Here is a 24,489-nt window from a genome sequence, read left to right on the forward strand (position 1 = left end):
CGGGGCGGGAAGCGACAGAAAGTGCGACGGGAGCGGGTCAGCCCCGGTCGCCCTCGGGGGTGGGGCGTTCGACGACACCCTGGGCCGCGGCGGCCTCGGCGGTCGGCACCTGGGCACCCACAGCCACACCGGCGACGGCGTCGGCTGCGGCGGCCTCCGAGGCGTTCACCGGGGTGTCGGCGTCGCCCGTGATGACGGTCGGCGTGGAGCCCGTGAGCGCGCCTTCGGCATCGATGTCGGTCGCCGCCTGTTCGAACTGCGACTGGTACAGCCGCCAGTACGCGCCCTGCGCCTGGATGAGCTCGTCGTGCGTGCCCTTCTCGACGATGTCGCCGTGCTCCATCACGAGGATGAGATCGGCGTCGCGGATCGTCGAGAGCCGGTGCGCGATCACGAACGAGGTGCGCCCCTTGCGGAGCGCGGCCATGGCGTTCTGCAGCAGCAGTTCGGTGCGCGTGTCGACCGCTGACGTCGCCTCGTCGAGGATGAGGATCGACGGCTGGGCGACGAACGCCCGGGCGATCGTGATGAGCTGACGCTCACCCGCCGAGACGTTCGAGGCGTCTTCGTCGAGAACGGTGTCGTACCCCTCGGGCAGCGCGTGCACGAAACGATCGACGTAGGTCGCCTTGGCCGCCTCGAGCACCTCGTCGTCGGTGGCCGTCGATCGTCCGTACCGGATGTTCTCGCGGATGCTCCCCGCGAAGAGCCACGGATCCTGCAGCACCATGCCGGTGCGGGAGCGCAGCTCGTCGCGGGTGATCTCGGAGATGTCCTGCCCGTCGAGCACGATGCGCCCGCTGCTCAGTTCGTAGAACCGCATGATGAGGTTCACGAGCGTTGTCTTGCCGGCGCCGGTGGGGCCGACGATCGCGACCGTCTGCCCGGGCTCGACCCGGAACGACAGATCGGTGATGAGCGGACGGTCGGGGCTGTACGAGAACGCGACGTTCTCGAACTCGATGACCCCGCGGCCGTCCGGCAGGTCGGGGGCGTCTGCGGCGTCGGCCTCCTGCTCGTCGGCGTCGAGGAAGTCGAAGACCCGCTCGGCCGAGGCCGTGCCGGACTGCACCACTGCGGCCATGCCGCCCAGTTCAGACAGCGGCTGCGTGAACTGCTGCGAGTACTGGATGAACGCCTGCACGTCGCCGATGCGCAGCTGCCCGCTCGCGACCAGCAGGCCACCGAGCACCGCGATGCCCACGTAGGTCAGGCTGCCGACGAAGGTCATGGCGGGCATGATGATGCCCGACAGGAACTGCGCCTTGAAGGCCGCCTGGTAGAGCTCTTCGTTCTCGTCGCCGAACTTCTGCAGCGCGTCCTTCTCGCGACCGAACACCTTCACGAGCGCGTGACCCGAGAACGCCTCCTCGACACGGGCGTTGAGCCGCCCGACCTTGCGCCACTGCGTGCCGAAGGCCTTCTGCGACCGCGGCCCGATGATGCCGAAGATCACGGCCATCAGGGGCAGCGCCACCAGCGCGACGAGCGCGAGCTGCCACGAGATGGTGAACATGAGCACGAGCACGCCGACCACGGTGAGCACCGCGGTGAGCGCCCCCGACAGCGACTGCTGCATGGTCTGGGTGATGTTGTCGATGTCGTTGGTGACGCGCGAGATGAGCTCGCCGCGCTGCACCTTGTCGAAGTACGCCAGCGGCAGGCGGTTGATCTTCGCCTCGACCTGCTCGCGCAGACGCCACATGGTGCGCACCATGATGACGTTGATGACGTAGCCCTGCAGCCAGCTGAGGAACGCGGCGACGACGTAGATCGCGAGCACCGCGGCGACGATCCACCGCAGCGCGTCGAAGTCGATGCCGTCGCCGACCCGGAAGTTCTCGAGCGCCGACACCTGGTTCGCGTAGTCGTCTGCGCCGAACGATCGCAGCTGCTCGACGACCTCCGACTTCGGCGTTCCGGCCGGGAAGCCCGGGAAGTCACCCTGCCCTTCGGCCAGTTGCCGGGAGATGAACCCGGTGTAGATGAGGTTCGTCGCCTCGGCCAGCACCTTCGGGGCGGCGACGGTGAGCACGACGCCCACCGCTCCGAGGATCGAGACGAACACGAACCACACGGCCGACGGCTTGAGCAGTCCGATCATGCGGGCGAAGCTCTTGCCGAAGTTGTCGGCCTTGCCGGGCGCCACACTGTCCCAGCCGCCGCCGTTCTGGCGCGCCTGCTCGGCGAGCTCGGCCTCGTACTTCTCCTCGTCGGTGAGCTCGGGCTCGACCACGGCCGCCGGTGCGGCTCCGTTCGCGACGGCCGCGCGACCGCGGCGCTTCGGCGATGCGTTCTGCTCGCTCATGCGTCCACCCCCAGCTGCGACTCCACGATCTCGCGATAGGTGTCGTTGGTTTCGAGGAGTTCCTCGTGCGTGCCGAGTCCGACCATGGTGCCGCCCTCGAGCACGACGATGCGGTCGGCGTCGGTGATCGTCGAGATGCGCTGCGCGACGACGATCTTGGTCACGTGCGGCAGCTCCCGCCACAGCGCCTGACGCAGGCGGGCGTCGGTGGTGAGGTCGAGCGCCGAGAACGAATCGTCGAACACCAGGATCTGCGGCTGGCGCAGGATCGCCCGGGCGATGGCGAGACGCTGACGTTGACCACCCGAGACGTTCGTGCCGCCCTGCGCGATGCGGGAGTCGAGCCCGTCGGGCATCTCCTCGACGAAGTCGCGGCCCTGCGCGATCTCGAGCGCCTTCCAGAGCTCGTCGTCGGTGGCCTCCTCACGGCCGTAGCGCAGGTTCGAGGCGATCGTTCCCGTGAACAGGAACGGTCGCTGGGGCACGAGGCCGATGGTCTTCCACAGCGACTCGACATCCGCCTCGCGAACGTCGGTGCCGCCGACGAAAACGGCACCGCCCGAGACGTCGAAGAGTCGCGGGATGAGGGAGACGAGCGTGGTCTTGCCCGCGCCCGTCGAACCGACGATGGCGACCGTCTCGCCGGGCTGCGCGACGAAGCTGATCCCCGACAGCACCGGCGCGTCGGCGCCGGGGTAGGTGAACTCGACGTCGTCGAAAGCCACGGCGCCGGGGGCGGCGAACGTGGTCACGCCGTTCTCGGGGCGCACCATGCTCGACTCGGTGTCGAGCACCTCGCCGATGCGCTCGGCCGAGACCGCCGCGCGCGGGATCATGATCGCCATGAAGCTCGACATGATGACGCCGCCCATGATCTGACCGATGTACTGCATGAACGCGAACAGCGTGCCGACCTGCACCGTGCCGGCGTCGACCTCGATTCCGCCGAACCAGATCACCCCGACCACGGTCACGTTGAGGATGAGCATGAACAACGGGAACAGCAGCACGAACAGCGAACCGACGTTGCGGCCGACGACCATGATGTCGGTGTTGGCGCCGCGGAAGCGCTCCTCTTCGATGCGCTCGCGCACGAAGGCGCGCACCACGCGCACACCGGTGAGCTGCTCGCGCAGGACGCGGTTCACGGCGTCGAGTTTGCCCTGATAGCTGCGGAAGAGCGGCACCATGCGCCCGACGACGATCGCGGCGACGATGAGCAGCAGCGGCACGGAGACGGCGATGATCCAGCTGAGACCCGCGTTGGTCTGCACCGCGAAGATCACACCGCCGATCGCGAGCAGCGGAGCCGTGACGAGCATGGTGGCGCCCATCATCGCGAGCATCTGCACCTGCTGTACGTCGTTCGTGTTGCGGGTGATGAGCGACCCCGCGCCGAAGCGCGACACCTCTCGCTCGGAGAAGCCGCTCACCTTGGCGAACACGTCGGCGCGGATGTCGCGCCCGGCGCCCATCGCGGCGCGTGCGGCGAAGTAGGTGGCGACCACGGCGGCGACGATCTGCCCCAGCGAGACGGCGAGCATGAACAGGCCGGTGCGCCAGATGTAGTCGGTGTCGGAGAGCGCGACACCCTTGTTGATGATGTCTTCGTTGAGGCGCGGGAGATAGAGGGTGGCCAGTGCGCTCGTGAACTGGAAGACCAGCACGGCGAGAAGCAGCCACTTGTATCTGGCGAGATATCGGACGAGGAGTTTACCCAGCACAGGCGGACTTTCTGAGAGAGGAGGATGCGGATTGACTGTGGGGGAGGCGGGCGGCCCGAATGCGGCCACAACACAGGGTGACACGAAGCGCAGACATTCGTACCCGCGGGTTTGCGTCCTTCGCTCTCAGCGAACCGCCAGGCGGCTTCCTGCGGGCGATCAGCGTGACCCGATACGCGCACTCGCCCGAGTCGCTGGGGCGAGGGTCAGAACAGCGGAACGGCGGGCCGGTAGTGCCGCGCGCCGGCCCCGGCATCCTCGTCGAGCTCATCGAGCGTCGCCGGCTGCCAGTGCGGGTCGCGGTCCTTGTCGACCAGCTGCGCACGGATGCCCTCGACGAGATCCGGATGCTCGTTCACGAACCAGAGCACCCGGCGGTACTCCCCCTCCAGCGCCGCCCGGAGGCCGCTCGCCGTGCGCGCCTCGCGCACCGCGTCGAGCGTCACGGCCAGGCCGGTGGGCCCGAGCGATCCGAGGAGGTCGGCCGTCTGCAGGGCATCCGCCGTGGCGCGCGTGCGCAGTCGCTCGACGATCTCCTGCACCGTGGGCGCGGAGAAGTCCTCGTCGATCCAGGCCCGCGCCTCCAGCAGATGAGACGGCTCGGGCGTCTCGTCGAAGAGCAGCACGATCTCGCTCGTGCCGGTGGGGTCGGCACGGTGGGCGAGGGCGTCGCGCAGTGCGTCGAGGCGGTCGGACGGCACCAGGTAGTCGGCGAAGCCGGTGGCGACGGCATCCGCCGCGGTCATCGTGCCGCCGGTCAGCCCCAGGTACTCGCCCAGACGACCAGGCGCTCGGCCCAGCAGCCACGTGCCGCCGACGTCGGGGGTGAAGCCGATCCTGGTCTCGGGCATCGCGAGCTTCGACCGCTCGGTGACGATGCGGATCGCGGCGTGCCCGGCGAGGCCGATGCCGCCGCCCATCGTGATGCCGTCGGCGATCGCGACCACGGGCTTGGGGTATTCGGCGATCATCGCGTTCAGCGCGTACTCCGCGCGGAAGAACTCGGCGGTCTCGTCGGCGCGTCCGGCGGTGATCTGCGCGTGCAGGGCGCGCACGTCGCCGCCGGCGCAGAAGCCGCGCTCCCCCGCCCCGTCGAGCAGCACGATCTGGACGTCGCTGTCGTCGCGCCATGCCTCGAGCACCTGCGTGATCCGCTGCACCATGCCGAGATCGAGGGCGTTGATCGCCTCCGGACGGTCGAGCGTGAGGCGGCCCAGCGCTCCGTCGGTGCGGACGAGAACGCGGTCGGGAGAGGGGGAATCGGTCACGGGAGTCAGGCTACCCGCTCGCCCCCGGCACCCCGGCCTGTGCAGGAAATACGCGATCCGGACGCTTTTCCGGCAGGATAGAGGGGACTGACCGACCAAGCAAGGAGAGGTCGAGGATGCCCGATCGACAGGTTCTCGAATTCACGCGCGTGACCAAGCGCTTCAATGAGGTGACCGCCGTCTCGGACTTCTCCGCTCGCATCGAGCCCGGCGCCGTGACCGCCTTCCTCGGCCCGAACGGGGCCGGCAAGACCACCACGCTGCGGATGCTCCTCGGCCAGGTGCGCCCGACCTCGGGCATCGCGACCATCGGGGGAGCCGCCTACGCCGACCTGCGGCAGCCACTGCGCGTCATCGGATCGGTGCTCGAGGAGACGGCCTACCGGCCGCGTCGCACCGCCACCCGGCAGCTGACGATCGCCGCGAAGGCGAACGACATCCCTCTCGCGCGGGTCTCGGAAGTGCTCTCGCTCGTCGGACTCGAGAACGATGCGGATGCGCGTATCGGCGGTTTCTCGCTCGGCATGCGTCAGCGTCTGAGTGTGGCGCACGCCCTGCTCGGCGACCCCGGCGCGCTGGTGTTCGACGAGCCGGCGAACGGACTCGACCCCGAAGGCATCCGGTGGATGCGCCTGCTCATGCGCCGCCTGGCCGACGAGGGGCGCACGGTGCTCGTGTCGTCGCACGTGCTCAGCGAGGTCGAGCAGGTCGCCGACCACGTGCTCGTGCTCTCGAAGGGACGCCTCGTGCTCTCGAGCGGCATCGAGGAACTGGCCGACCCGTCGGGCGGGGCCGTCGTGGTCGACGCCGCCGATCGTGCGGCGCTCACCGAGGCCCTCGCGGCCGCCGGCTTCGACATCGAGGTGCTCCGTTCCGGCCTGACCGTGCGCGGCACCGATGCCCGTCGGGTGGGCGAGGTCGCCGCCGACGCCGGCATCGCGCTCACCACGCTGCTGCAGCGCGGCCCCACGCTCGAAGACGTCTTCATCCAGCTCACCCGCGGCGGGCTCCTGGAGCCGCGCGTCGAGGCCCTCGCCGCCGCGAGCGCGCTCGCCGCCCCGGCCATCGCCGAGGCCGTCGCCGAGGAGTCGACGGCGGTCGCCGACGAGCCCGAGGTGGAGGCGGATTCCTCGGAGGCCTCCGAGGAATCCGTTCCCCCCGCGGTCACCCCCGCTAGCGAGGACGCGTCGGGCGTCACCGACGCGTCGAACGACGCTGACGAGGCACCTGCGGATGCCACGGCCTCCGATGACGCGGCCGACGACGACGCTGCCGACGCGGATGCCTCGGCGACCGCATCCGCCATCGCCGCCGATGTCGCGACCGCCGCACCCGGCGGCCCCGTGTCGGCCGGTGTCGTGGCCGCCGGCGCGGGCACGGCCATCGCGGCCGGTGCCGGCCTCCGTCGCGGCAACTCCGCGAGCGGCGCATCGACCGACACCGACGTCTCCCCCGCTCCGTCGACCGACGGGCAGGGCGACGGCCACCGGTCGTTCGATGACATCCTGTTCGGCTCCGCCGCACCGGAGTCCGAGGAGCCGTCCACCTTCCCCCGCTCCGCGGACCACGCCACCGACGCGCACGACGCACCGGTCGACGGCGACGGTGACGTCGCGTCTGCCGACGACGCAGCGAGCGACGAGACCTCCGTTGCGGACTCCGCCAGCGACGACGGAGCGGATGCCCCCGCCGACGATGCACTCGCGTCCGACGCGGACACGGACACCGACACGGGCGCGCTCGGCGTCGAGGTGTTCGACGGGCTCGACGCCGAGACGGGCGCCTTCCCGGCCCTCGACGACCACGACGCCACTGAGGACAGCGCCGCGGACGCATCGGGCGAGGCCGGCGCTCCCGCGACGGACGATGACGACCCGCGCGCGGCGGCCGTGAGTTCGATGCTCGCCGACGCGGCGCGCACCTACTTCCACGATGAGCCGCGCGACTACCCGTACGCATCGCCCTCCGACGCCTCCGATGAGGCGACGGACGACGACGAGCCCGGCGCATCCGCCGCCAACGCCCCGCTCGCCACCGACCCGTCGCTGGCCGACGGCGACGATGACGACGACGTGCGCACCCGGGTGATCGAGATCGTCGAGACGGTGCCGCTCTCGGCATCCGACGACGAGGCCGCGAACGCCGACGAGCACGACGACGTCGCCGCCGCCGCCGAAGGCTCCTCGACCGACGAGCACCACGGGCACGAGAGTGAGCACCACGAGGGCGACCACGACCACGGTCACGAGGGCGAGCACCACGACGGCGAGCACCACGACGACCACCCTCACGGTCACGACGGCGAGCACCACGGGCACGAGGGCGACCACCCCCACGAGGGCGAGCACGCTCACCACGACGACCAGCACCACGACGACCAGCACCACGGCTGACGCCGCCACGGTCACCACGACGGAGCCCTCCGCCACCTTCTCGGTGCGGAGGGCTCGGTCGTTCGTCTGGTCGGCGGGTCAGGCCGGTCGCGGTCGGATCACCGGTCGACGACGCGTCGGCGGGGTGGGGATCGCACCGGTCGTCGACACGATCTCCTCGACATCGGCGGGCTCGTCCGACACGTCGAGCCGCAGCGCTTGCGTGAGCGCCGGACCGTGCCGGGTGGTGAGAATCAGGCGGCGGTACTGGTCGTCGCCGGTCAGGTCGATGACCACGCTCGGGCGTCGCCGCCGGATGAGCACGAAGTCGGTGCTGCCCGCGGCTTTCCAGGTTCCGGCTGCGAGGACGGTCGGAATGTGCGTGCCGGGGTTCGGGACCCCGCGCAGCCAGGTCCACGCGTCGTCGGTGAGCTGCACCTTGGTGATGGTCTCGCGCTCGATGCGCAGGTTCTCACGATGGAAGGTCGCGGCACGCTCCAGAGGCGAGAGCACGATCTCGAGTTGCGTCTGATCCAAGAGCAACGTCACCATGCGACAAGTCTGCCAGCGGCATCCTGCCGTTTGTCTGCATGTTCCTCACAGACGCACAACGATCCCACTGTGCGGACCGGCGCTTCCGGTCGCACGAACGGCTCGTCTCGACCCCGAGAGCGACCGTTCGTGCGACGGGAAGCGGGCCGAACAGCCGTTCGTGCGACCGGAAGCGGGCCGGACAGCCGGGCGAGCAGGCTCAGGGCTGAGCGGATGCGGCGGCCGCCGCCGCGACGGGCAGCGCGCGCTCGATGTGCGCGAGCTCCTCCTCGCCGTGCGCCGCCGTGAGGAACCAGGCCTCGAACACGCTCGGCGGGAGGGCCACCCCCTGCTCGCGCATCGCGTGGAAGAAGGGGGCGTAGCGGAACGTCTCCTGCGCCTGCGCCTCGGCGTAGTCGCGCGGCGCCGACGAACGGAACGAGGCGCTGAACAGGTTGCCGGCCTCGGCGACGGAGTGCACGACCCCGGCCTCGGCGAGCGCACGGTCGAGCGCGGTCGCGAGCCGGTCGGCGGCGGCATCGATCGTGGCGTAGACGTCGGGAGTCGCGAGGCGCAGCGTGGCGAGGCCCGCGGCGACCGAGAGCGGATTGCCCGACAGCGTGCCCGCCTGGTACACCGGGCCGAGCGGCGCGAGCAGGTCCATGATCTCGGCACGCCCGCCGAGCGCCGCGAGGGGCATGCCGCCACCGACGACCTTGCCGAACGTCAGGATGTCGGGGAGGTACTCCTCGCCCGCCACGGCCTGCAGCCCCCAGTACCCCGCGGGGTGCACGCGGAACCCGGTGAGCACCTCGTCGAGGATCATCAGGGCGCCGTGCGCGTGCGCGGTCTCGGCGATGAGGCGGTTGAAGCCGGGGAGGGGCTCGACGACCCCCATGTTGGCGGCGGATGCCTCGACGATGACCGCCGCGATGCGCGGACCGTGCTGGGCGAAGACCGCGGCGAGAGCCTCAGGGTCGTTGTAGTCGATGACGAGCGTCTGCGCGGCGATCGGTGCGGGCACGCCGGCCGAGCCGGGGAGCGCGAGCGTCGCGACGCCCGAACCCGCGGCGGCGAGGAGGCCGTCGGAGTGGCCGTGATAGTGCCCGGCGAACTTCACGAGCAGGTCGCGCCCGGTCGCCCCGCGGGCGAGTCGGATCGCCGTCATCGTCGCCTCGGTGCCGGTCGACACCAGCCGCACCCGCTCGACGGGCCGCACCTCGCCCACGCGCACGCGGTCGGCGATGAGGGCGGCCAGTTCGACCTCGCCCTCGGTGGGCGCGCCGAACGACAGGCCGCGGGTCGCGGCCTCCTGCACGGCCGCCACGACCTCGGGGTGCGCGTGGCCGAGCAGCGCCGGTCCCCACGACGCGACGAGGTCGACGTACGTGTTGCCGGCGGCATCCGTCACCGTCGCGCCATGCGCGGAGGCGAGGAACCGGGGCGTGCCGCCGACCGAGCCGTAGGCCCGCACGGGGGAGTTGACGCCTCCGGGGATCACCGCGCGAGCGGCGGAGAACAGGTCGTCGTTGCGATCGGACATGGGGGTTCCTCTCGAAAGGTGCGGGCGGCGCGGATCAGGCGCGCAGCCAGCGGGCGACGTCGGTCGCCCAGTACGTCAGCACGGCGTCGGCCCCCGCACGACGGATCGACAGCAGGGACTCGAGGATCGCCGCCCGGCGATCGATCCAGCCGTTCGCGGCGGCCGCCTCGATCATCGCGTACTCGCCCGAGACCTGGTAGGCCCACACCGGCACGTGCACGGTGTCGCGCACCTCGCGCAGCACGTCGAGGAACGCCATGGCCGGCTTCACCATGACGATGTCGGCGCCCTCGGCCTCGTCGACCACGGCCTCACGCACACCCTCGCGGCGGTTGCCGGGGTCGAGCTGGTACGTGCGACGGTCGCCCGTCAGCTGCGAGTCGACGGCCTCGCGGAACGGACCGTAGAACGCGCTCGCGTACTTCGCGGCGTAGGCGAGCAGCAGCGTGTCGGTGAAGCCCTCGGCGTCGAGCGCCGCGCGGATCGTGGCGACCTGGCCGTCCATCATGCCCGACAGGCCGAGCAGCTGCGAGCCGGCGCGGGCCTGTGCGAGCGCCATCGAGGTGTACCGCACGAGGGTCGCGTCGTTGTCGACCGAGCCGTCGGATGCGAGCACCCCGCAGTGCCCGTGATCGGTGAACTCATCGAGGCACAGGTCGGTCTGCACGACGAGCGCGTCACCGACCTCGGCGGCGAGCGCCTCGGTAGCGAGGTTCAGGATGCCGTCGGGGGCGTCTGCACCCGACCCCTGCGCGTCGCGGACCGCCGGCACACCGAAGAGCATCACGCCGCCCACGCCCGCCTCGGCCGCCTCGACGGCGGTGCGCCGCAGCGAGTCCATCGAGTGCTGCTGCACGCCGGGCATCGAACCGATGTCGACCGGCTCGGTCAGCCCCTCGCGCACGAACAGCGGGAGCACGAGCTGGTGCGGGAGCAGGGTGGTCTCGCGCGCGAGGTTGCGGACGGCGGGCGACTGGCGCAGTCGCCGCAGGCGTGTCTGGGGGAAGGTCACGGCGCCACCTCGTCGGATGCGTGCGGGAGGGGGAAGAGCGAGACGGCCTCGATGAGCGCGTCGACCGTCTGGCGGTCGGCGACCACCGAGACGGGCAGGCCGGCCTTGCGGGCGTCGCTCGCCGTGCGCGGGCCGATGGCCGCGAGGATCGTGTCGTCGGGGATCACCGGGAACTGCTCGCGCACCTGCTCGGCGACCGAACCGCTCGTGATGAGGATGGCGTTGATGCGGCCGTTCTCGACGTCGCGGCGGATGCGCTCGGTCACCGGCACCCCGACCGTGCGGTACGCCACGACGCTCTCGACGTCGTGGCCGGCGTCGGTGAGCATGACGCTGAGCACGGGCTTCGCGATCTCGCTGCGGAGGGCGAGGATGCGGCGCGGCTCGGTCTCGAGCGCGATCATCTGCTGCGCCATGCCGGCGGCGGAGTTGTCCTGTGCGGGCACGAGGGCCACGTCGTAACCGACCGCCTGCAGGGCGGCTGCCGTGGTCTCCCCCACCGCGGCGATGCGGGTCGTCGGGGGCACCACCGCGCGGTGCGCGAACATCACGTCGACGGTGGTCGCGCTCGTGACGGTGAGCCAGTCGAAGGCGCCGTCGGCCAGCTGCGCTAGCGCGGCGTCGAGCGCGGCCTGGTCGGTCGTGGCGGCGAAGTTGATGAGGGGCGCGACGACCGGCACCGCTCCCTGCGCCCCCAGGCTGGCGGCGACGCCGTCGCCCCAGGGGCCTCCGCGGGGGACGAGGATGCGCCAGCCGTCGAGCGGCTTGTCGTGCTTCGATTCGGGTGTCGTGGTCATGAGGATTGCTCTCGGGGGACGAGGTCGGCCGCCCCGTGATCGAGCAGCCGATGCGCGAGGGTCAATCCCAGAGATCGAGCGGCCGGGATCGGGCCTGCGCCATCGGCAGCATCCGCCCCATTGCCACTGCCGTTCCGACGAATATACTCCTCGTCCAGGGTTTCGGTGACGTCGAGCCCGATCCGGCGCCCGCCGTCAGGGGCGTAGACCACCGTCCGGATGCGGATCGACGAGCCCTCGACCTGCGCGTGAGCGGCCATCGGCGCCTGGCATCCGGCATCCAGTCCTTCGAGCACCCCGCGCTCCACGCTGATGGCGATGCGCGTGGGTTCGTGATCGAGCGCGGCGAGCGCCGCGAGTAGTTCCGCCGGGGCATCCGTGCGGGTCTCGATCGCGAGGGCGCCCTGCCCTGGGGCGGTCGGCCACTCGGCGAGGCCGAGCTCCTCCCGCCGCAGCGGGCTGTCGGTGCCGAGGCGCGAGAGGCCGGCGGCGGCGAGGATCACGGCATCCAGCTCGCCCGACGCCACGCGGGCGAGGCGGGAGTCGACGTTGCCGCGCAGATCGACGACCTGCGCGTGGGGCGCGCGGCGGCGCACCTGGGCGATGCGACGCGGCGACCCTGTGCCCACCGTGCTGCCGGTACGCAGTTCGTGCAGGGGCGTGCCCCCGCGGGTGATGACGACGTCGCGGGCGTCTTCGCGCTCCGGCGTCGCGGCGATCACGAGCCCCTCGGGGATGGCCGTCGGCAGGTCCTTGAGCGAATGCACGAGGAAGTCGCACTCCCCCGCCAGCAGGGCCTCGCGCAGACGCGTCGCGAAGATGCCCTGCCCGCCGATCTCCGACAGCGACGCGCGGTTGGTGTCGCCCTCCGACGTGATCGGCACGAGCTCGACGGGTCGCCCCGCCACCTTCTCGAGGGCGGCGGCGACGTGGCCGGACTGGGCCTGCGCGAGGGCGCTGCGCCTGGTGCCCAGGCGGATCGGAGTGCTCATGACGTCACTGCAGCACGTCGGCGATCTCGTCGAATCGCAGGCGGCGACCCGTGTAGAAGGGCACCTCCTCCTTCACGAAGCGACGAGCCTCGGTGTAGCGGAGGTCGCGCATCATGTCGACGAGGTCGGTCACGTCGTCGGCCTCCATCGGCAGGATCCACTCGTAGTCGCCCAGCGCGAACGCGGCGACCGTGTTCGCGATGACGCCGGTGAACGCCGCCCCCTTGCGCCCGTGGTCGATGAGCATCTCGCGACGCTCCTCCTCGGGGGCGAGGTACCACTCGGGGGTGCGCACGAACGGGTAGAGGCACAGCCACTGCTTCGGCTCGATGCCGCGGAGGAACCCGGGAACATGCGACCGGTTGAACTCGGCGTCGCGGTGCACGCCCATGACGTTCCACACCGGGAGCAGCGAGCGCAGCAGCTCGGTGCGGCGCAGGCGGCGCAGGGCGACCTGCAGCTCCTCGGCCGTGGGTCCGTGCAGCCACACCATGAGGTCGGCATCGGCCTTGAGGCCCGAGACGTCGTAGAAGCCGCGCACGGTGACGCCCGAGTCCTCGATGTACGAGACGATCGTCTCGAGTTCGGTCGAGTCGGACTCGGTGACGGCGGCATCGGGGTTGCGTCGCCACACGGCCCAGAGGGTGAAGCCGGACGGGTTCTCTACGGTCTCTGCGGACATGATTCCAGTCTGCCCCTTTTGTCGGAGGGCCGCGAATGCGCCCCGTCGTGAAAACGATCGGCGACCCGGAGCATCCGCCCGGGCCGCCGATCGAGGAGAGTGAGACGGATGCTCAGCGCGAGAGCCCTCGCGCGATCACCCATACGGCGCTGCCGACCACGGCGGCCGCGGCCACGGCGACGGCGATCGCACCGGCCGGGTTGCGGTCGGCCATCGTGCGCAGACGCACGGCCGCACGCTTCGAGGCCTTGTCGAGCCGACGGGGCACGTTGCCCTTGATCTCGATCGCGGCCAGCGCCGCCTTCAGCTCGGCCCGCGCCGAGAGCACGGGGTCGACGATCCCGGCGGGGACCGCGGTGTTCGGCAGGTCAGAACTCGTCATTGTCGCCGGCCTCCTTCACGATGCGGACGTCGGTCTTGACGGCCTGGGCGGGGTTCTCGCGGCGCAGCACCTTGCGGAACTTCAGCACGCCGAGCAGAGCGAACAGCAGCGCGACGAGCAGCAGACCGCCGAACACGACGATCGCCGACAGCCACACCGGCCACCACGAGGCGATTCCGGCGATGGCGAAGACCAGCAGCACGGGGATCGCCCAGAACAGGAAGAACAGCGCGACGACGAACCACAGCGATCCGACGCCGGCGTCCTTCGCCGTACGCGACACCCAGGCCTTGGCGGCGTTGATCTCGGCCTTGACCAGGTTCGAGACGAGCTCGGGCAGGTCGCCGATCAGCGAGAGGAAGCTGTCATCGGCCCGATCGCGGTACCCGCGGGGCACCGATCAGCCCTCGGACTTCTTGGCCGCCGACGCAGCGGGCTTCGACGTGCCGGAGGCGGACGGCTGGGCCGACGATCCCGACTTCGACGAGACCTTATCCTTGACGTCCTCCGCCGCATCCTCGATGTCGTCGGCGACGTCCTTGCCCGCGGCGATGACCGAGTCGAGCTTCTGCCCGGGGGTCTTGTCGCTGCCGACGGACTTGACGATCTTCACCGCGCCGTTCCAGACGGCACCGGGCACCGCGGCGGCCTTGTCGCCCACGAAGCCCTTCACCTGGTCGACGCGCTCCTGCACGGGGTCCATGTTCCAGACCTTGAGCCACTGCGTCTTGATCTGCTCGTAGCGCTCCTGTCCGGCGCGCGTTCCGAGGACGTAGCCGGCTCCGAGTCCGACGATGAGTCCGATCTTCCCCTTCATGGGGTCTCCTCACGTTGTTCCGGTCGAGCCGCAGGCGTTCGATCCCCGTCGGCCAGGTCACCAGAGTAACGCCGTATGCCCGTTTCGGCATCTACGGCTCTGGGGGTTGACAGGCCGGGGCGATCCGGTCAGGTCGCGCGGCTCGTCAGTCCCAGAGCAGCGCGCGACGCAGGCGGTCGGTCTCGTCGACGGCATCCGGCACCACCTGGGCGAGCCCCGTCCCGGCGAGCCAGGCGCCGACCGCGGCGAGACCCGGCACCGCACGTACGGCGGCGCGCGCGGCATCCCGACGCTCTCCCGAACCGATGACCGACGCCGGCTGCGCCTGCACGTACCGCGCACGGTGCGCGGCGACGACGGCGGCGGGTGCGATGTCGACGCCGAGCAGGACGGATGCCTCGCGCCGGGCGAGGTCGGCGGCCGCCTCGTCGTCGAGCACCGCGGTGGCCGCGGGTTCACCCTGCGCACCGAACGAGACGCGCACCACATGGCGCGAACCGGCCGCCCGACGCACCCACTCCCACTTCGCAGTCGAGTGGGTGAGCGCCTTGGCGATGCTGCTGCCGGGCACGGTGAGCACGCCGGTGCCGCGGGGCGCGGCGTCGAGCGCCGGGGCGTCGAGCAGCAGGGTCACGACCTCGATCTCGGGGGCCACGGCATCCGACGCCTCAGCCAAGGCGGGCACGGTGTCGGCCAGGAGCGCGCGGGCCGTGCGCTCGTCGACCGCCATCACGAGGGCGTCGGCGAGGAGGTCCTCCACCGGGGCGGCGGTGCCGGAAGCGGAAGTGGTCGGCGCGTCGGGCGCGGTCTCGTCGACGGCGGGGAGCGCGTCGTCGATCGGGGCGGCGTCGGCATCCTGCGCGTCCGGTGCCGCGTCGACCGTGAGGCGCCACCCGTCGCCCTGTCGCGCGATCCCGCGCACGGGCGTGACCGTGCGCACCTCCACCCGGAACGTCGAGAGGTCGCGCAGCAGGGCGTCGACGAGCTGCGTCATGCCGCCGTCCAGTCCCTCGACCGCGGCGCCGGGCTTCCGATCGACGGTACGCGCCGCACTCTCCTCCTTGAGCGCCTGCACCGCGCCCGCCAGCGAGCCGACGCGGGTGAGGGCGGCGTTGAGACCCGGGGCGGCGACGTCGACGTCGATGTCGTCGGGGGTGGCGGAGTAGACGCCGGTCGTCACGGGGGCGACGAGACGGTCGCGCACCTTGCGCCCCATGCGCGAGGCGACGAGGGCGCCGAGGCTGTGCTGGTGCCCGATCGTCAGCGGAGGACGCAGTCGGTCGAGGTAGGCGCGCCACACGCCGGACCACCCGAGAATGCGGCGGACGTCGGGCTGGAAGGGGTTGCCCGGGATGCCGAGGATCCCCCCGACCGGAAGGGGGGCCGCGCCGATGCCGGGGATGCCCGCGAGCCAGGCCCCGCCCGGAGCCGGGGGCACGATGCGGTCGGCGATCCCGAGCTCGGTCAGCAGGGCGCGCACGTGCCCGCCGCGGGTCGCGAAGCTCTCCGCCCCGGCATCCACCCGGACGCCGTCGAGCTCGGCCGCGCGGATCGCGCCGCCCGGAGCATCCGACGCCTCCAGCACGGTCACCCGCATGCCGACCTTCGCGCACTCGCGGGCGGCGATGAGGCCTCCGATACCGCCGCCGACCACGACGACGTGCTTCTCGGCGGCGCGGGCGGCGAGTTCGTGGGGCTCGGTCATGCCTCCATCCTCCCATCGCCCTCCTCCGCGCCCGCCGGGGATAGCCGTGCGGGGCGTGGCGCGACCGCCGGTCAGGCCTGCTGCGCGTGCACGAGCTCCACGATGCGGGTGAGCTGATCGGGGTCGGTCTCGGGCGGCACGCCGTGGCCGAGGTTCACGATGTGGGCCCGCGCGGCGCGGCCCCGCGCCAGCACGTCGAGCACGTGCGCCTCGAGCACCGGCCACGGCGCCGACATCAGCGCCGGGTCGATGTTGCCCTGCACGGTCACGTCGGGTCCGAGCAGCGCCGCGGCCTCGTCGAGCGGCTGACGCCAGTCGACACCCACGGCATCGGCCGCGCCGTCGAGGCGCATGTCGGCGAGGAAGGGCCCCGTGCCGACCCCGAAGTGGATGCTCGGCAGACCGATTCCCTCGAGCGCGACGCGCGAGTGCGGCTGCACATATGCGCGGTAATCGGAGCGGCTCAGGCCGCCGGCCCACGAGTCGAACAGCTGCACGGCGGATGCTCCGGCGTCGCGCTGCGCGGCGAGGAACACGCGAGACACCTGCGCGAGCCAACCGGCGAGGCGGTTCCACGAGTCGGGGTCGGCGTGCATCATGGCCCTGGCGCGCAGGTGCTCCTTCGACGGGCCGCCCTCGACGAGGTAGGCGGCGAGCGTGAACGGGGCCCCGGCGAATCCGATCAAGGGGGTGTCGCCCAGCTCGGCGACGGTCAGGCGAACGGCTTCGGCGATGGCCGAGGAGTCGAGCGACTGCGGGTCGATGGCCGTGATGCGGTCGACATCGGCCGCCGTGCGCACCGGATCGGCGAACACCGGTCCGCGACCCGGCTCGATCTCGACGTCGACCCCTGCGAGGCGCAGCGGGATGACGATGTCGCTGAAGAACACGGCCGCGTCGACGCCGTGGCGACGCACCGGCTGCAGCGTGATCTCGGCGGCGAGGTCGGGGGTGAGGCAGGCGTCGAGCATCCGCGTGCCCACCCGCAGCTCGCGGTACTCGGGCAGCGAGCGGCCGGCCTGGCGCATGAACCAGACGGGCGTCGTGGCGGGGCGGTCGCCGGCGAGGGCGCGCAGGAGCGGAGCGTCGGAGAGGGGCATGCTCCCATCCTCGCATCGCACGCTTGTGCGGATGCCGTGCCCTCACGGCCGACCTCGACGTGCGCTGCGGTAGAATCGAAGGGTGCTGCTGTGTGTCACGGCGAGTCACAAGACCGCCAGCTTCGATCTGCTCGAACGCCTGAGCCGCACCCCCCACGATGTCGCCCCCACTCTCGTGGGGATGGCCCCGTGCGTGCAGGGTGCGGTCGTTCTCGCGACGTGCAATCGCTTCGAGGCGTACGTGGAAATGGACGAGCCGGTCACCGCTGCCGGTGCGATCGGCGTCGAAGCCGTGCTCGAGGCCGTCGAATCGGCCACCGGGGTTCCGGCATCCGAACTCGACGGCGCCTACGCCGTGCACTCCGGCCGCCACGTCGCCGAGCACCTCTTCTCGGTCGCGTCCGGCCTCGAGTCCGTCGTCTCCGGAGAGGGCGAGATCGCCGGTCAGGTGCGACGGGCACTGAAGTCGGCCCGCAAGGAGGGCACGACCTCGCCCGAGCTCGAGCGCCTCTTCCAGCGCGCCAGCCAGGCGCAGCGCAAGGTCAAGAACGTCACCGCCCTCGGCCGCGCCGGGCGTTCGCTGGTGCGTCTGGCCCTCGAACTCGCCGACAGCCGCATCGCCGACTGGTCGGCCGAGCGCGTGCTGCTGGTGGGCACCGGCGCCTACGCGGCCGTGACCCTCGCCACGCTGCGCGAGCGCGGAGCGGTCGACATCTCGGTCTACTCGCCCTCGGGTCGCGCCGAGATCTTCGCCGCGAAGCACGGCATCCGTCCGGTCGCCGAAGCCGAGTACGCGCGCACCGCCGCCCGCTCCAGCCTGCTCATCACGTGCACGTCGGCCACCGAGCCGGTGCTCGGCCCCCAGCACCTGCAGGCCCCGACCGGACCGACCGCCGTCGGCTGCCCGGTCGCCCACGGCTCGCAGCTCGTTATCGACCTCGGCATGCCGCGCAACGTCGATCCGGCGATCGCGACGGTCGAGGGCGTCGCGCTGCTCGACCTCGAGACCATCCGCCTGCACGCTCCGCTCGAAGAGCTGCAGGCGACGGATGCGGCACGCGATGTCGTGCGCGAGGCCGCCGAGACCTTCCACGTCGTGGGTTCGCGTCAGAGCGTGACGCCCGCCGTCATCGCGCTGCGTTCGCACATCTTCTCGCTGCTCGACGGCGAGATCGATCGCGCCCGAGCCCGCGGCGACGAAGACGGCAAGGTCGAGCAGGCCCTGCGCCACCTCGCCGGCGTGCTGCTGCACACCCCGACCACTCGTGCGCACGAGCTCGCCGCATCGGGCCGTGCAGACGACTTCACCGCCGCGCTCGAGACGCTGTACGGCCTGTCGCCCGAGGCCCCGGCCGTCGCCGCCGTCGATCCGCTCGACGACGCCGCCTCGGCCTGACGCCGCGACCCGCCCGCCACGTCGGCGCGCGGGACCGGTGGGAGAATGAGGGCATGGCCCTGCACATCACCGGAGACGACGCCGCCGACGCGCTCCTGACCGACAACCCGCTCGCACTGCTGGTCGGCATGCTGCTCGATCAGCAGATCCCGATGGAGACCGCGTTCACCGGTCCGCTCAAGATCGAGCAGCGCACGGGAGCAGCGGATGCCCGGGCGATCGCCGGCATGGACCCGGAGACGTTCCTCGAGGCGTTCAAGACGACGCCGGCGGTGCACCGCTTCCCGGGGTCGATGGCGGCGCGCGTGCAGACGCTGTGCCAGACGATCGTCGACGACTGGGACGGCGACGCCGCGGCGATCTGGACCGAGGGCGACCCGGACGGCGCCGAGGTGCGGAAGCGACTCGAGGCCCTTCCCGGTTTCGGCGAGCAGAAGGCGAAGATCTTCCTCGCGCTGCTCGGCAAGCAGTACGGCTTCACCGGTGCGGGCTGGCGCGAAGCCGCCGGCGACTACGGCGACGAGGGCTCGTTCCGCAGCGTCGCCGACATCGTCTCGCCCGAATCGCTGACGAAGGTACGCGAGCACAAGAAGGCGATGAAGGCCGCCGCGAAGGCCGCCAAGGCCTGACGCACGCCCCCGACGACGACGCCACCGACGACCACGCCCCCACCGCCGCAGCCACCGCGCGGGCGGCGACTGTCGGAGGCGAGGGCGTCGGATCGGACCGGATGCCGGGTCAGGCGCCCTTCAGGCGCTCGGCGAGGTAGGCGTGCAGCTCGTCGATCGAGACGCGCTCCTGCGCCATGGTGTCGCGGTCGCGCACCGTGACGGCGCGGTCGTCGAGCGAGTCGAAGTCGACCGTGACGCAGAACGGGGTGCCGATCTCGTCCTGGCGGCGGTAGCGGCGACCGATCGCACCGGCGTCGTCGAAGTCGGTCGCCCAGGAGCCGCGCAGCGTGTCGGCGACCTCGCGCGCGAGCGGCGAGAGGCGCTCGTTGCGCGACAGCGGCAGCACCGCGGCCTTGACGGGTGCGAGGCGCGGGTCGAGCTTCAGCACGGTGCGCACGTCGGTGCCGCCCTTGGCGTTGGGCACCTCCTCTTCGCGGTACGCGTCGACGAGGAAGGCCATCATGGCGCGGGTCAGACCGAACGACGGCTCGATCACGTACGGCGTGTAGCGCTCGCCGGTCGCCTGGTCGAAGTACGTCAGGCTCTGGCCGGATGCCTCGCTGTGGCTGGAGAGGTCGTAGTCGGTGCGGTTGGCGACACCCATGAGCTCGCCCCACTCCTTGCCCTGGAAGCCGAACTTGTACTCGACGTCGATCGTGCCGGCGGAGTAGTGCGCCCGGTCGTCTTCGGGCACGTCGAACTGACGCATGTTCTCGGGGTCGATGCCGAGGTCGATGAACCAGTTCCAGCACGCGTCGACCCAGTGCTGGAACCACTCCGGTGCGTCGGCGGGCGGGGTGAAGAACTCGATCTCCATCTGCTCGAACTCGCGCGTGCGGAAGATGAAGTTGCCGGGGGTGATCTCGTTGCGGAACGCCTTGCCGACCTGACCGATGCCGAACGGGGGCTTCTTGCGGCTCGCGGTGAGCACGTTCGAGAAGTTCACGAAGATGCCCTGCGCGGTCTCGGGGCGCAGGTAGTACAGGCCCGACTCGTCGTCGACGACGCCGAGGTAGGTCTTCACGAGGCCCGAGAACGACTTGGGCTCGGTGTACTGCCCCTTCGTGCCGCAGTTCGGGCAGGGCACGTCGGCGAGACCGTTCTCGGCCTTGCGACCCTTGCGCGCCTCGAAGTCCTCGACGAGGTTGTCGGCGCGGAACCGCTTGTGGCAGCTCAGGCACTCGACCAGCGGGTCGGTGAAGGTCGCGACGTGACCGGATGCCTCCCACACGCGCTTCGGCAGGATGATGCTCGAGTCGAGGCCGACCATGTCGCCGCGGCCGCGCACGAACGTCTGCCACCACTGGCGGCGGATGTTCTCCTTGAGCTCGGTCCCGAGGGGGCCGTAGTCCCAGGCCGAACGCGAACCGCCGTAGATCTCACCCGCTTGGAACACGAACCCGCGGTGGCGGGCGAGGGCGATGACCTTGTCGAGGCGGGACTGTTCGGCCATGGTGGCTCCAATGGTCGGATGCGGGTGAGGAGGCGGCACACGCGAGGGCGCGGCATCCTCATTCTATCCGCGCACCCCCGCGCCGCTCCCGGCGTCAACCCCTCGCCGCGTTCCACGCCGCGGACTACCGTCGAGCCATGAGCACGACGGCGCAGCCCCGCAGGAACCGCGACGACGACACCCGCTTCTTCGGGCAGCCGTGGTCGCTCGTGCACATCTTCGGAGTGGAGATGTGGGAGCGGTTCAGCTTCTACGGCATGCAGGGCATCCTGCTCATCTACCTCTACTTCTCGATCGAGGACGGCGGCCTCGGCATCCCCAAGGCGGTCGCCGGCGGCATCCTCGGCGCGTACGGCGGCTCGGTGTACCTCGCGACGGTCCTCGGCGCATGGCTCGCCGACCGGCTGTTCGGGGCCGAGCGCGTGCTGTTCGCGAGCGCGATCGTGATCGTCGCCGGGCACGCCGCCCTCGCTCTGCTGCCCGGATTCGTGGGCGTCGGCGTGGGTCTGGTGCTCGTCGCGCTCGGGTCGGGCGGACTGAAGGCGAACGCCACCGCCGTGGTGGGCACGCTCTACCGCGCGGAGGACGTGCGGCGAGACGCCGGCTTCTCGCTGTTCTACCTCGGCATCAACCTCGGCGCTTTCCTCGGCCCGCTCCTCACCGGGCTGCTGCAGGAAAGGGCGGGGTTCCACTGGGGCTTCGGACTCGCCGCGGTCGGGATGGCCGCGGGACTGGTGCAGTACGCCTTCGGCCGCCGCAGCCTTCCCGACGAGGCGCGCCGGGTCGCGAACCCGCTCCCGGCCGCACGTCGCCCGCTGGTGTGGGGCGTGGGCGTCGGAGCGGTCGTGCTGATCGCCGCGCTCGTGCTCCTCGGTGTCATCCGCGCCGACAACCTCGCTGCCATCGTCATCGCCGTGACGGTCGTCGCCGCGGTCGCGTACTTCGCGGTGATCCTTACCAGCCGGCGCATCGACGCCACCGAACGTTCCCGGGTGTGGGGCTTCCTGCCACTGTTCATCACGTCCGTCGCGTTCTGGTCGCTCTACCAGCAGCAGTTCACGGTGCTGACGGTGTACTCCGACGAGCGGCTGAACCGCGACCTCTTCGGCTGGGAGATGCCCGTGTCGTGGGTGCAGTCGATCAACCCCGTCTTCATCATCATCCTGTCCGGCGTGTTCGCCGCGATCTGGACACGACTGGGGGCGCGCCAGCCGTCGACCCCGGTGAAGTTCGGCCTCGCCGCGATCATCATGGGATCGGCGTTCCTGCTGTTCCTCCCCTTCTCGGGCGGGGGCGCGAACTCCACGCCGCTCCTGGGCATCGTCGGCATCCTGTTCGTGTTCACCGTGGCCGAGCTGCTGCTGTCGCCGGTGGGACTCTCGGTCACCACGAAGCTCGCCCCGACGGTGTTCCACACGCAGATGGTGGCCCTATTCTTCCTCTCGGTCGCGCTCGGCACCGCGATTTCGGGCTGGCTGGTGCAGTACTACGACCCGCAGAACGAAGTGCCCTACTTCTCGATCCTCGGCGCGATCGCGATCGTGGTGGGCATCGGACTCCTGCTCGCGGTGAAGCCGGTGCTGCGGCTCATGCGCGGGGTTCGCTGAGGCCGGCTGACCTCCCGCTGAGACACCACTTCCGCCGCGAGACACCACGGGCGACGCGATGTGTCACGGCGCGGGTGGTGTCTCACCGGCGGTGTCGGATGCCGGTGGCAGACTCGGCGCATGGAACAGCGCGTCAGCTTCATCACCCTCGCCATCGCCGATGTGGAGCGGAGTCGCGCGTTCTACGTCGACGGGCTCGGCTGGGAGCCGATCTTCGCCGGTGACGACGTGCTCATGCTCCCCGTCGCTGACCGGCTGATCCTGTCACTGTGGTCGATCGAGGGATTCACCGCCGAGATCGGCGAGGCACCGGCATCCGGCATCGCCCCGCTCACGCTCGCCCACAACCTGGCGACGCCCGCCGAGGTCGACGCAGTGCTCGCCGAGGCCGCCGCGCTGGGAGCGACGGTCAGCCCCGGCCGCCAACGGGAATGGGGTGGGTACTCCGGCTACTTCGCCGATCCCGACGGCTTCCGCTGGGAGATCGCGGTCAACCCCGGCGACACCGGCGCCTACGTACTCCCCCCGCACTGACCCCCTCCCCCCTCCCCCCTCCCCCGCTCCGCGGTGCGGGATCGATATGTCAGGTTCCTGAGGCCTGTGACGTGCGTTTGTGATCCCGCACCCGCCCCGCGGCGGACGGCGCCGACGGCCCCGGCCCCCGTCGGCACCGGTAGCCTTGATCGGTGAGAGAGAACGACGACCGGGCCAGACGACGACTCTCACGGAACACCCCGCGGTGGGCGATCGTGGCGGTACTCGCCTTCGCCGGCCTGTGCTCGTCGTTCATGTTCACGCTCGTGGTGCCGCTGCAGGCCGAGCTCCCCGCGCTGCTCGACTCGTCGCGGGAAGACACGACCTGGGTGGTCACCATAACCCTGCTCGTCGCCGCCGTGGCCACGCCGATCTCGGGGCGTCTCGGCGACATGTACGGCAAACGGCGGGTCGCGATCGCCCTGCTCGCCCTCTTGATCGTGGGGTCGTTGATTGCGGCGCTGTCGGGGTCGATCGTCGGCGTCATCATCGGCCGCGCCCTGCAGGGAGCCGTGACCGGCGTGGTGCCGCTCGGCATCGCCATCATGCGCGACGTGCTGCCGCCGGAGCGCCTCGGCACGGCGGTCGCGCTCATGAGCGCGACCATGGGCGTCGGCGGGGCCATCGGCATGCCGGTGGCCGCCTACCTCGCGGTCAACGCCGACTGGCACGCCCTGTTCTGGCTCGCCGCCGCGCTCGGCGTGGTCGGCCTGCTGCTCATCGTCTTCGTCGTGCCGGAAGACGTGCTGCGCTCCCCCGGGCGTCTCGACATCGTCGGAGCCATCGGACTCGCGATCGGTCTCACCGGCATCCTGCTGTTCGTGTCGCGCGGCGCCGAGTGGGGGTGGACCGCGCCGTCGACCCTCGCCTGCATCATCGGCGGCGTCGTGGTGCTGCTCGTCTGGGGCTGGTACCAATTGCGCACCGACGACCCGCTGCTCGACCTGCGGGTCGCCGCCCGACCGGCGGTGCTCTTCACGAACATCGCCGCGATCGGTATGGGCTTCGCCCTGTTCGCGTCGAACGTCACGTTCCCGCAGATGCTCGAGATGCCGGTCGGCAGCGGAGCCGGCTTCGGGCTCGACATGATCTCGGCGGCTCTCGTGGTGATGCCGGCGGGACTGGTGATGATGGTGATCTCGCCCCTCTCGGGCTGGTTGGAGCGCACCGTCGGACCGCGCCCACTCTTCACGGTCGGCGCCGCGGCGATCGTGCTCGCCTACGTGTTCGTGCTGATCCTGTCGAGCGAGGTCTGGCACATCCTCGTCGGCAACCTGCTCATCGGCGTGGGCATCGGCTTCACGTTCGCCGCGATGCCGATGATCATCATGCGGTCGGTGCCGGCGCACGAGACGGGCGCGTCTAACGGCCTCAATGCGCTCTTCCGCTCGGTCGGCACCTCGAGCGCGTCGGCCGTGATGGGCGGCGTCCTGGCGGCGATGACCGTGGATGTCGACGGCGTCGCAGTGCCGACGCACGATGCCTTCCAGGTGTGCTTCTGGCTCGCGATCGCCGCCGGCATCGTCGCCCTCGTGCTGTCGCTGTTCATCCCGAAGCAGCGCGCCGAAGAGGCCCACCCCTCCCTCCCCTAGCCC

At 71.1% G+C, this 24,489-nt stretch carries 21 protein-coding genes; 6 read left to right on the forward strand and 15 right to left on the reverse strand.

The features are described 5' to 3' along the window. Positions 1-37: 37 nt before the first annotated feature. The 3 genes from RWS82_RS11135 to RWS82_RS11145 form a co-directional block, all read right to left on the reverse strand. Positions 38-2,308 carry an ABC transporter ATP-binding protein gene (locus tag RWS82_RS11135; RefSeq protein ID WP_314650124.1) on the reverse strand — a complete coding sequence of 757 codons (2,271 nt, stop codon included), beginning with the start codon at positions 2,306-2,308 and terminating at the stop codon, positions 38-40. Then, positions 2,305-4,032, reverse strand: a complete 1,728-nt coding sequence (locus RWS82_RS11140) for an ABC transporter ATP-binding protein (protein ID WP_314650125.1) — start codon at positions 4,030-4,032, stop codon at positions 2,305-2,307. The genes RWS82_RS11135 and RWS82_RS11140 overlap by 4 nt, the downstream gene beginning before the upstream one ends. 206 nt (positions 4,033-4,238) lie before the next feature. Then, complete coding sequence (locus RWS82_RS11145; protein ID WP_314650127.1) at positions 4,239-5,300, reverse strand: enoyl-CoA hydratase/isomerase family protein; 1,062 nt, start codon at positions 5,298-5,300, stop codon at positions 4,239-4,241. A gap of 116 nt (positions 5,301-5,416) precedes the next feature. Here RWS82_RS11145 and RWS82_RS11150 point away from each other — a divergent pair, with 116 nt between their 5' ends. After that, the gene (locus RWS82_RS11150; protein WP_314650129.1) at positions 5,417-7,693 is read left to right on the forward strand and encodes an ATP-binding cassette domain-containing protein; all 2,277 of its coding nucleotides are present in this window, start codon (positions 5,417-5,419) and stop codon (positions 7,691-7,693) included. Between the two features lie 78 nt (positions 7,694-7,771). Here RWS82_RS11150 and RWS82_RS11155 read toward each other — a convergent pair whose 3' ends face one another. The 11 genes from RWS82_RS11155 to hemE all read right to left on the reverse strand — a co-directional run bounded on the left by RWS82_RS11155 (position 7,772) and on the right by hemE (position 17,233). Then, the gene (locus RWS82_RS11155) at positions 7,772-8,224 is read right to left on the reverse strand and encodes a hypothetical protein (RefSeq protein WP_314650131.1); all 453 of its coding nucleotides are present in this window, start codon (positions 8,222-8,224) and stop codon (positions 7,772-7,774) included. 199 nt (positions 8,225-8,423) lie between these two features. Then, complete coding sequence (locus tag RWS82_RS11160) at positions 8,424-9,746, reverse strand: glutamate-1-semialdehyde 2,1-aminomutase (RefSeq protein ID WP_314650133.1); 1,323 nt, start codon at positions 9,744-9,746, stop codon at positions 8,424-8,426. Positions 9,747-9,780: 34 nt separating this feature from the next. After that, entirely contained in the window at positions 9,781-10,758 is a 978-nt protein-coding gene (hemB, locus tag RWS82_RS11165; protein ID WP_314650135.1) for a porphobilinogen synthase, read from the reverse strand. Then, positions 10,755-11,555 (reverse strand): uroporphyrinogen-III synthase, encoded by an 801-nt coding sequence (locus RWS82_RS11170; RefSeq protein WP_314650137.1) that lies wholly within the window; start codon positions 11,553-11,555, stop codon positions 10,755-10,757. The genes hemB and RWS82_RS11170 overlap by 4 nt, the downstream gene beginning before the upstream one ends. Continuing rightward, on the reverse strand, positions 11,552-12,547 hold the full coding sequence (hemC, locus tag RWS82_RS11175) for a hydroxymethylbilane synthase (protein WP_314650138.1): 996 nt from the start codon (positions 12,545-12,547) through the stop codon (positions 11,552-11,554). The genes RWS82_RS11170 and hemC overlap by 4 nt, the downstream gene beginning before the upstream one ends. A 4-nt stretch (positions 12,548-12,551) precedes the next feature. Beyond that, on the reverse strand, positions 12,552-13,232 hold the full coding sequence (hemQ, locus tag RWS82_RS11180) for a hydrogen peroxide-dependent heme synthase (RefSeq protein ID WP_400190093.1): 681 nt from the start codon (positions 13,230-13,232) through the stop codon (positions 12,552-12,554). 109 nt (positions 13,233-13,341) lie between these two features. Next, on the reverse strand, positions 13,342-13,611 hold the full coding sequence (locus RWS82_RS11185; RefSeq protein WP_314650143.1) for a hypothetical protein: 270 nt from the start codon (positions 13,609-13,611) through the stop codon (positions 13,342-13,344). Beyond that, positions 13,598-14,008 carry a phage holin family protein gene (locus RWS82_RS11190; protein WP_314650144.1) on the reverse strand — a complete coding sequence of 137 codons (411 nt, stop codon included), beginning with the start codon at positions 14,006-14,008 and terminating at the stop codon, positions 13,598-13,600. The genes RWS82_RS11185 and RWS82_RS11190 overlap by 14 nt, the downstream gene beginning before the upstream one ends. Before the next feature lie 3 nt (positions 14,009-14,011). Beyond that, positions 14,012-14,428: a hypothetical protein gene (locus RWS82_RS11195; RefSeq protein WP_314650146.1), complete on the reverse strand. Its 417-nt coding sequence runs from the start codon at positions 14,426-14,428 to the stop codon at positions 14,012-14,014. A 145-nt stretch (positions 14,429-14,573) separates the two neighbouring features. Further along, the gene (locus RWS82_RS11200; protein WP_314650148.1) at positions 14,574-16,133 is read right to left on the reverse strand and encodes an FAD-dependent oxidoreductase; all 1,560 of its coding nucleotides are present in this window, start codon (positions 16,131-16,133) and stop codon (positions 14,574-14,576) included. A gap of 71 nt (positions 16,134-16,204) precedes the next feature. After that, the gene (gene hemE / locus RWS82_RS11205) at positions 16,205-17,233 is read right to left on the reverse strand and encodes a uroporphyrinogen decarboxylase (protein ID WP_314650149.1); all 1,029 of its coding nucleotides are present in this window, start codon (positions 17,231-17,233) and stop codon (positions 16,205-16,207) included. A gap of 82 nt (positions 17,234-17,315) precedes the next feature. Here hemE and RWS82_RS11210 point away from each other — a divergent pair, with 82 nt between their 5' ends. Together RWS82_RS11210 and RWS82_RS11215 are read left to right on the forward strand one after the other, a co-directional pair. Next, entirely contained in the window at positions 17,316-18,629 is a 1,314-nt protein-coding gene (locus tag RWS82_RS11210) for a glutamyl-tRNA reductase (RefSeq protein ID WP_314650151.1), read from the forward strand. A 53-nt stretch (positions 18,630-18,682) separates the two neighbouring features. Further along, positions 18,683-19,258, forward strand: a complete 576-nt coding sequence (locus tag RWS82_RS11215; protein WP_314650153.1) for an HhH-GPD-type base excision DNA repair protein — start codon at positions 18,683-18,685, stop codon at positions 19,256-19,258. A 109-nt stretch (positions 19,259-19,367) separates the two neighbouring features. Here RWS82_RS11215 and RWS82_RS11220 read toward each other — a convergent pair whose 3' ends face one another. After that, positions 19,368-20,753 carry a glycine--tRNA ligase gene (locus tag RWS82_RS11220; RefSeq protein WP_314650155.1) on the reverse strand — a complete coding sequence of 462 codons (1,386 nt, stop codon included), beginning with the start codon at positions 20,751-20,753 and terminating at the stop codon, positions 19,368-19,370. A 137-nt stretch (positions 20,754-20,890) separates the two neighbouring features. Between RWS82_RS11220 and RWS82_RS11225 the strand changes: the two genes are divergently transcribed. The 3 genes from RWS82_RS11225 (at position 20,891) to RWS82_RS11235 (ending at position 24,486) form a co-directional block, all read left to right on the forward strand. Beyond that, a complete protein-coding gene (locus RWS82_RS11225) occupies positions 20,891-22,360 on the forward strand; it encodes an oligopeptide:H+ symporter (protein ID WP_314650157.1) in 1,470 nt (489 codons plus the stop codon). 120 nt (positions 22,361-22,480) lie between these two features. Continuing rightward, the gene (locus RWS82_RS11230) at positions 22,481-22,894 is read left to right on the forward strand and encodes a VOC family protein (protein WP_314650158.1); all 414 of its coding nucleotides are present in this window, start codon (positions 22,481-22,483) and stop codon (positions 22,892-22,894) included. Between the two features lie 152 nt (positions 22,895-23,046). Next, positions 23,047-24,486 carry an MFS transporter gene (locus RWS82_RS11235; RefSeq protein ID WP_314650160.1) on the forward strand — a complete coding sequence of 480 codons (1,440 nt, stop codon included), beginning with the start codon at positions 23,047-23,049 and terminating at the stop codon, positions 24,484-24,486. Positions 24,487-24,489: the final 3 nt, after the last annotated feature.

The sequence above is a fragment of the uncultured Microbacterium sp. genome (genome assembly GCF_963528945.1).
Lineage (GTDB): Bacteria > Actinomycetota > Actinomycetes > Actinomycetales > Microbacteriaceae > Microbacterium.

What these genes read in the sequence shown, in the direction of transcription:
- RWS82_RS11170 (WP_314650137.1), bottom strand. Translation starts at nt 11,555, where the DNA reads ATGACCACGACACCCGAATCGAAGCACGACAAGCCGCTCGACGGCTGG.
- hemE (WP_314650149.1), bottom strand. Translation starts at nt 17,233, where the DNA reads ATGCCCCTCTCCGACGCTCCGCTCCTGCGCGCCCTCGCCGGCGACCGC.
- RWS82_RS11195 (WP_314650146.1), bottom strand. Translation starts at nt 14,428, where the DNA reads ATGAAGGGGAAGATCGGACTCATCGTCGGACTCGGAGCCGGCTACGTC.
- RWS82_RS11135 (WP_314650124.1), bottom strand. Translation starts at nt 2,308, where the DNA reads ATGAGCGAGCAGAACGCATCGCCGAAGCGCCGCGGTCGCGCGGCCGTC.
- RWS82_RS11185 (WP_314650143.1), bottom strand. Translation starts at nt 13,611, where the DNA reads ATGACGAGTTCTGACCTGCCGAACACCGCGGTCCCCGCCGGGATCGTC.
- RWS82_RS11230 (WP_314650158.1), top strand. Translation starts at nt 22,481, where the DNA reads ATGGAACAGCGCGTCAGCTTCATCACCCTCGCCATCGCCGATGTGGAG.
- RWS82_RS11220 (WP_314650155.1), bottom strand. Translation starts at nt 20,753, where the DNA reads ATGGCCGAACAGTCCCGCCTCGACAAGGTCATCGCCCTCGCCCGCCAC.
- RWS82_RS11160 (WP_314650133.1), bottom strand. Translation starts at nt 9,746, where the DNA reads ATGTCCGATCGCAACGACGACCTGTTCTCCGCCGCTCGCGCGGTGATC.
- RWS82_RS11155 (WP_314650131.1), bottom strand. Translation starts at nt 8,224, where the DNA reads ATGGTGACGTTGCTCTTGGATCAGACGCAACTCGAGATCGTGCTCTCG.
- RWS82_RS11225 (WP_314650157.1), top strand. Translation starts at nt 20,891, where the DNA reads ATGAGCACGACGGCGCAGCCCCGCAGGAACCGCGACGACGACACCCGC.
- RWS82_RS11200 (WP_314650148.1), bottom strand. Translation starts at nt 16,133, where the DNA reads ATGACCGAGCCCCACGAACTCGCCGCCCGCGCCGCCGAGAAGCACGTC.
- RWS82_RS11215 (WP_314650153.1), top strand. Translation starts at nt 18,683, where the DNA reads ATGGCCCTGCACATCACCGGAGACGACGCCGCCGACGCGCTCCTGACC.
- RWS82_RS11150 (WP_314650129.1), top strand. Translation starts at nt 5,417, where the DNA reads ATGCCCGATCGACAGGTTCTCGAATTCACGCGCGTGACCAAGCGCTTC.
- hemC (WP_314650138.1), bottom strand. Translation starts at nt 12,547, where the DNA reads ATGAGCACTCCGATCCGCCTGGGCACCAGGCGCAGCGCCCTCGCGCAG.